This is a genomic window from Streptomyces sp. NPDC055815 (assembly GCF_053616475.1).
The window spans coordinates 1-6,441 of sequence record NZ_JBSHDU010000155.1; the positions used below are offsets into that span (position 1 = coordinate 1).

Below are 6,441 nucleotides of genomic sequence, written 5' to 3' on the forward strand. Positions count from 1 at the left end.
GTTGGGCCGGGGGACCGGCGGTGGGACCGCCGGTGGGGGCAAGCCGCGGGCGCCCGCGGCTTGCCCAGCTCACCGACCTGCACGGACCGGCCGCCCGGCAAGCCCCCCGACGGAGCGACACCTCTCTCCGCAGAGCCGGAGGGAGGTCCCACCATCCCCGCCGGCGGCCGGTCCGGGCCGTGACCGGCCGCCCCATAACGCCCGCCGTCCCGCAGCAGATCACCACAGCGAGGTAGTGCGCATTGGAACAATGCGCGGTCAGCCGTCGTGCTCCTGGTCGTCGTCGGCGTCGCCGATGACCCGGCCGGTGCCGCCGCAGGGGAAGCACTGGCCGCCGTGGATGGCGGCGTACTCCTCGCGGTGGCCGGTGCCGCCGCACGGCTCGCACGGCACCAGGCCGTGCCCGGCCTCGGCCAGCCGGTCCCACTCCGCCCTCTCGGCCGCCCGCTGCCGGGCCTTGGCGGCCATCACCTCCGCCAGGGACTCCACCCACTCCGCGGCTCCGGCCTCGTCCACGACCCGCGCGTGGTCCGCCCGGCCACCCGCGTCGGCCACCAGGCCGGCCACCTCTGCCTCGAGGCTGGCGGCCACCAGCTCGGCCACGGCGAAGTCGCTCCCAGCCTCGGCCACCTGGCCGTGCGCCTCCGAGGTCAGGACCACACCGCCGAGCAGGCGGCGGTGCATCTCTTGGTAGCGGTACGCCTCCAGCTCGCCCGCCAGGTCGGTGTGCCGGGCGAGGCCCCGGGTCATCTCGAACGCCCGCCGGCCCCGGGTCGCGGCCTCGTACTCCAGCGACCACGCACGGCACTGCTCGGCCGTCCCGTACCCCGGGGCGTCGGCCTCGGCCAGGCCGTCGCGCTCGATCGCCCACAGCCGGTCAAGGAACTGAAAGGCGGTCATCGACCGGGTGCCCTTGGCGCCCTTGGCCGTCGAGTGGGCGACTTCGGCCGCCGCGCCCTTGGCCGCGTCCACGTCGGCCTGGACCGACTTGGCCGTCTCCCCGCCCACCTTGGTCAGGTACTCGATCAGCGCCTTGTCATCGGGCGACCGGATCACGTCGATGCGCACACCGTGGCCCTTGCCGCCGCACTTGCAGTTGGCCCGCTCACACTCGGTCGACGTCTCGTACGTCGGGTCGATCGACCGCAGAGCCCCCGCCCAGAAGCCGTGCATCCACTCCTCGAACGCCTCCAGGTCCTCGGCGGGCGGCTCGAACGTGCAGCTCCGGCCCTCGCCCGGCTCGAAGTACCCGTTGCCGTCCTCATCCGTGTAGATCAGCTGGCCGTTGGCCGGGGTGCCCTCCAACTGGCCACCGAGGAACACCAGCAGGTTCAGGTGCGGGTGCCACCCGCCCGCCTGCGAGCGGGTGATCTCCGGGTTACGCGCCATGCCGATGTAGCCGACCGCCGGGGCCACGTGGCGCCGGAAGCTCTGCGATGTCAGGAGCCGCTGGTAGGCGCCCGGGACCCTCGGCGTGACCTCCCCCGTCGTCTCGTCCACGCGCTGCCGCGTCCCCCACAGGGCACAGACCAGGTCGTCCAGTGCGTCCGCACGGGTGTGCCGGGTGGTCAGCACCACGGCCGCCAGAGTCCCCCCACGGGCCAGCCACCGCAGAGCGGCCGTGGTCAGCTCGTGGGTGTCCTCGGCGCGCTTGGCGCTCTCGCACACCGCGCACGCCCAGATCGACTCGCAGAGCTGGACCCCGCGGCCGGACGCCTTCCCGTCCTCGGTGCGGGCCGTCAGCGTGCCCAGCTCCGGCGCCACGGCGCGGCGCGCGCACTTCCGGCACCGGTCGATCGCGGTGATCTCCTGCATGATCCGGCGGCGCCGCCACCGCCGCAGAGCCGGGGTGACGACCGTGACCGGACCCCCCTCGGTGGCCCCATCGACCGCACCGCTCTGACCTGCGGTTTCGGCGATCTGACAACTCTGTTCGTCAGTTACCAAGAAGCGGACACCTCGGGAGGTGTCTTTCTGCAGGTCAGACCCCGTTTTCGGGGGTCGAACCGCGTCCGCCTCGGAAGCGCGCTTCCGGCAGTTCGGGGAGCAGTACGTTTGGCCCGGTGTGCGGGGGTTTGGGGTGAACTTCTTCGAGCAGCCGCTACGGCGGCATGTGCGGCGGGCGGGCCGCTGTGGCGAAGGAGGCGCTTCGCTCCGTACTCTGGTCACAGCAACGTTTCCGTTCGGTGGTTTGGCACCTGCGGAGGCGGGCGGCCCGGGAGGTGAGATGCCCGGGCCGTTGCCATTTCTGAGGGGTGATCATCCCTTACGAGCGAGACGCCCCGCCGGATCACCGGCGGGGCATCGTCGTGTCGGTCAGATCGTGGTGATTCCTCCCTCGTCCCCGGCGGGGCGGGGCTGGACGCTGATGCGGACCGTGCCATCGAGGCGGGGCTCCATCGCCACGGCGTGGAACGCGCCGTCCAGGCCGCCGAGCGCGTCCTTCTGGAAAGCGCCGGCGGGCAGGTCGAGCGAGCCGCCGTGGTGCATGAGGATCGCGATCAGCATCGCGTGAGACATGTCGGCCGGGGTCGCCATCACGCCTCCTCGCGGGCCGAGCGGATGACCATCAGGGCCGCCTGCGGGAGGTCGGCCACGGCGTCGAAGTGCGCGAGGGTGACGCCGTGGCTGCGAGCGGCCTCCAGCAGGTCCCGCAGGAGAGCGGCTGCGTCTGCCTTCTCGGCCGGGGTGGCGGCCGGTCCGCCGAGCCGCGCGGCGGACGCGGTGATACGGGCGGGCACATCGTCAAGCTGGGTCTCGTGCATGGTTCCTCCTGGTGGTGGCGGCGCCCCGCCGGGTGAGGGTGGATCAGGCGGACGTGAGTCAGTCTGACACAATGTGTCAGCCTGCGCAAGAGGGTCAGGGGAGGTGTCCCCTGACCCTCTCTCGGTCACGCGGCGGCCGGGACCTCAATCTCGGTCTGACCCTCGATGTGGTCGTCGTCGTGTCGCGGGTGGACGGGGGCGTTCTCGGTGTCGAGGCGTGCGTACACCCGCTGCACCTGCGAGGGGGCGCGGGTGGACACCCGGGCCGCCTCACGGACGCTCAGGCCGTCCCGCCATGCCTGCTCGATCGCGGCGCGGGCTTCCTCGGTGCTCAGCTTCGGGCGGGGGGGGACAGGCGGGATTTCGAGGTGTGCCCCGCAGATGACCTGCGGCGATGCGGTGGCCGGCACAGGCTCCGGCAGGGGGGTGGGGGACACCGGGGCGTCCACTGTGGACACCTCGGTGTCCCTGCCCGGCTCGACGGCGGGTGCGGCGTCGTCCACGAGGCCGTGGACCTGCCTCATGAGGAGCCCGAAAGCCAGCAGTGCGGCAGTGGGGGGGACAGCGGCGGTCACGTAGTCGAGGAAGGGCACGTGCTGACCGTCCCTCGCTCCGGCCACTCCGGCGACGTTGAGGACGATCGAGCCGATCGACCCGGCCGCCGTGGCGGTGATCGCCCACCAGTCGGTGCGGCCCTGGAGACCGGCCCGCAGCATGAGCAGTTCGCCGCCGACGATGAAGGCGTCGAGGGTCGCGGGCCATGCCCACTGGCGGATCGGGGAGCCTGCCAGGCCGTGCTGGCCGGCCACCTCGGCGAGGTGTGCGTAACTGAGCCAGAAGGCAAGGGCGGTCAGGGTCACGATCACGAGCCCGGCCGCGATCAGCGCGGCCCTCTCCATCGTCTGCTTGCTCATGCCGACACCTCCTTGCCCGCGATGACGATCCCTGCCGGGGTCTTGGCCACGTCGCCGGACTTGACGAGCGCCGCGACGGCGCGGGTGACGCCGCCCTTGTCGATGCCGGTCGCCGCCACGATGTCCTTCTGGGCGAGCGGGCCGGACGCCGACCGGACCGTGTCCAGGACCCGATTCCGGTTGGTCGGGGTACCGGCCGGGGTCGCCGCGGATTCCTCAGCGCGGGGCGCCGGCGCTTCCTCGGCCGCCGCTTCGGGTGCCTCCTTCACCAGGGTCAGGCGCGGCCCGCCGCCCGGGTCGGCGGGCTCCGGCGCCAAGGTGGCGACGTGCTGCCACGGGGTCACCTTCGGGAGCGCCTCCACCGCCTCATCCAGGACGTGCCAGATCCGCACCGGGCTGGGTTTGCGGTCCTTGTGCTTGATCAGGGCCCGGCCAGGGATGCCGCCGAGCGTCGACGGCTCCCAGCCCGTCGTCGCCGCGTTCTCGCCGTAGACCACGCGGTCGGACACCGGCGAGTCCACCGTCAGCGACATGACCGTGAGGCTGTTCTCGCTGACCATCGCCGTGACGCCGCCGTTCGTGCGGGACGGGTACTGGGTCGCCCAGATGATCCAGATCCCCGTCGCGCGGGCCAGGGTGTACAGGTCGTCGATCAGGTCGAGGACGTCCTTCCACCGGTTGTCCTTGGCCATCTGGAGGATTTGCCGTCCCTCCTCGATGACGACCAAGAGGCTCGGGTGCTCCGGCGTCGGCACCCACTGCGTGACGTCCGCGATCTCCTGCCGGTGCTGCATCTCCGCGACCAGCTCGCAGATCGCGTCGTAGATCGCCTGCCGGATCTCCTCGTTCGAGCCGCGCTGGTGACCCTCCGTCCGGACCTTCCCCTGCCACAGCCGGGCTTCCAGCCGCTTCGGGTCGAGGAGGATGCCCGCCCACAGCGGGTCGGCCACGGCCTGCATCATCCACGGCCGCCACGAGACGCTCTTGCCCATGTTCGTGACGCCCGCGATCAGCTTGTGCGTGCCCGCCATCGGCACGTCCACGATCTCGCCGGTCACCTCGTCCACGCCGATGCCGGTGTGCTCCGGCGTCCAGGTCATCGAGATGCCGTCCGACGCGGACCGGGTGCGGATCACGATCAGCGCGCGGTCGCCATGGCTGCCATCGCTGATCTGCATCCGCGTCTCGGTCCGCATCCCGAGCAGGGCGCGGACCGCCGCGGACTCGGCCGCGAGCTTCTTCGCCGACCAGCCCTTGCCGTCCAGCCGGACGCCGCACACGATCCCGGCCGCCGTCACTTCGGGCCGCTCGGTCAGCGTGCCGGACAGGCCGCGCGAGTCGGCGTGCTGCACCCAGTACGACGGGTCCAGGCGCTCCAGCAAGCGGCGTTCCTCCGCCGTGACCCCATCCTCGACCTGCACGGAGACCGACCGGCGACCGAGCCACAGCGCCGAGGCGTTGGCCGCGATGACCGCGACCGAGGTGGCCAAAGGCCACGTCTCCCAGTCCGCAGGCGTCGACCACGCGTACGTGCCGACCGCCGCCGGGACGACATGCACGGCGTGCCACCGCCGGGCTACCTGCGCCATCGTCGCCGGGTAGTTCGCCCGCGCCTCCTTCAACGCGGCCCGCGCGGCGATCCGGTGCGACCGCGCCGCCCTGTCCGCCGTCTTCGCCGCCCGCCGGGCGCCGTTCCACGGGTTCTTGCTCGCCTGCCGTGCCGCCGTCCGCTGCCCCTTCGCGGTCGCGGCCGTCGCCCTCGCCGACGTGTTCTCACGCTGAGCGGCCATGAGCTTCTTGAGATTTTCCGGCGTCCGGAGCGCCTGGCGCCGGTCCGCCGCCGCGTCCCACCGAGCCGCCACAGGGGCGCACATGGGGGACAGGGCATCGACCACGTTGGTCACCTCGGTGGCCGATGCCCGCCAGGCGGACTTGGTCGAATCGGTCGCCTTCCGCCAAACTTCCTTCACGTCCACGGTTCTCCTTCAGGTGCGTGGATGAGGGTCGGATCGCCGTTCGCTGCGGCGGTCCGGCCCGTCTTCGTTTGCTGGTTGCGCCTCTGGTTGCAGGTTGCGGTCGGGTTGCGGGGTGCAACCGCCTCTGACCTGCAAGGTTGCGGGTTGCGGTCGGGGGAGGGGAGGGGGGCCCTACGCACGCGCGCATATACGCGCGCGAGGAGCCCCTCAGATCACTCCGCCTCGGCCGCCTTCCGCCACGCGGCCGAGGTGTTCGGGGAGACCCCTGTCAGGTCCCGAATCCTGCGGTAGGGGACCTCCATCCGGACCGCCTCCACGATCACCGGACGGATCTCCGCGTCGAGCTGCTCCAGCTGAGCCAGGAGCCTGATCCTCTTCGCTCCCAAAGGCTTGAGTGCTGCTTCGGCTTGGGCCCTCAGTTGGGCCGGTGTCTGCGTCATGCGACTGACTCTGACACATCGATCCGCCTTTTGCAAGCGTCTCAGTCTGAGTCATCATTGCCCCCCGGTGATCACGCGGCGACCCTAGGCGCCCCTCTGCGGCCCTGTCAGCCGGATACCGGACCCAGAGGGCACGGCGCCCCTCATCGGCCGTCAGCGGGCCACACAGGGACGCGGGGAGGGGTGCGGGGGTGCGGGGAGGGCGCCGGCCGGAGTCGTGGATCTGCGGCGACTCCGGCTCCCTCGGGTCGTGAGCGCCACCGCGGCTGCCAGGCAGAGGCCGCCGATCACTATGGGGATCACCACGAACCATGGGGTCTCCCAGGCGTCGCTCGCGTCTCCGACG

General features: G+C 71.9%; 7 protein-coding genes. All 7 read right to left on the reverse strand.

Annotated features, from left to right (window positions below; genetic code table 11):
* Positions 1–258: 258 nt before the first annotated feature.
* Entirely contained in the window at positions 259–1,815 is a 1,557-nt protein-coding gene (locus tag ACWGN5_RS41490; protein WP_376367728.1) for a replication protein, read from the reverse strand.
* A gap of 501 nt (positions 1,816–2,316) precedes the next feature.
* Positions 2,317–2,538, reverse strand: coding sequence for a hypothetical protein (locus tag ACWGN5_RS41495; RefSeq protein WP_376041175.1), 222 nt, complete (start codon positions 2,536–2,538; stop codon positions 2,317–2,319).
* A complete protein-coding gene (locus tag ACWGN5_RS41500) occupies positions 2,538–2,765 on the reverse strand; it encodes a hypothetical protein (protein WP_376041173.1) in 228 nt (75 codons plus the stop codon). The genes ACWGN5_RS41495 and ACWGN5_RS41500 overlap by 1 nt, the downstream gene beginning before the upstream one ends.
* A gap of 125 nt (positions 2,766–2,890) precedes the next feature.
* Positions 2,891–3,679: a DUF2637 domain-containing protein gene (locus ACWGN5_RS41505; RefSeq protein WP_376169341.1), complete on the reverse strand. Its 789-nt coding sequence runs from the start codon at positions 3,677–3,679 to the stop codon at positions 2,891–2,893.
* Positions 3,676–5,649: a helix-turn-helix transcriptional regulator gene (locus ACWGN5_RS41510; protein ID WP_453524135.1), complete on the reverse strand. Its 1,974-nt coding sequence runs from the start codon at positions 5,647–5,649 to the stop codon at positions 3,676–3,678. Before ACWGN5_RS41510 ends, ACWGN5_RS41505 begins: the two co-directional genes overlap by 4 nt.
* Positions 5,650–5,867: 218 nt before the next feature.
* The gene (locus ACWGN5_RS41515; protein ID WP_376041194.1) at positions 5,868–6,095 is read right to left on the reverse strand and encodes a hypothetical protein; all 228 of its coding nucleotides are present in this window, start codon (positions 6,093–6,095) and stop codon (positions 5,868–5,870) included.
* A gap of 153 nt (positions 6,096–6,248) precedes the next feature.
* A partial coding sequence (locus ACWGN5_RS41520) for a hypothetical protein (protein ID WP_453524138.1) occupies positions 6,249–6,441 on the reverse strand: 193 nt, incomplete at its 5' end.

Bases quoted from the DNA above. Each gene is read 5' to 3' on its own strand.
- ACWGN5_RS41500 (WP_376041173.1), bottom strand. From the start codon at position 2,765: ATGCACGAGACCCAGCTTGACGATGTGCCCGCCCGTATCACCGCGTCC.
- ACWGN5_RS41515 (WP_376041194.1), bottom strand. From the start codon at position 6,095: ATGACGCAGACACCGGCCCAACTGAGGGCCCAAGCCGAAGCAGCACTC.
- ACWGN5_RS41495 (WP_376041175.1), bottom strand. From the start codon at position 2,538: ATGGCGACCCCGGCCGACATGTCTCACGCGATGCTGATCGCGATCCTC.
- ACWGN5_RS41505 (WP_376169341.1), bottom strand. From the start codon at position 3,679: ATGAGCAAGCAGACGATGGAGAGGGCCGCGCTGATCGCGGCCGGGCTC.
- ACWGN5_RS41490 (WP_376367728.1), bottom strand. From the start codon at position 1,815: ATGCAGGAGATCACCGCGATCGACCGGTGCCGGAAGTGCGCGCGCCGC.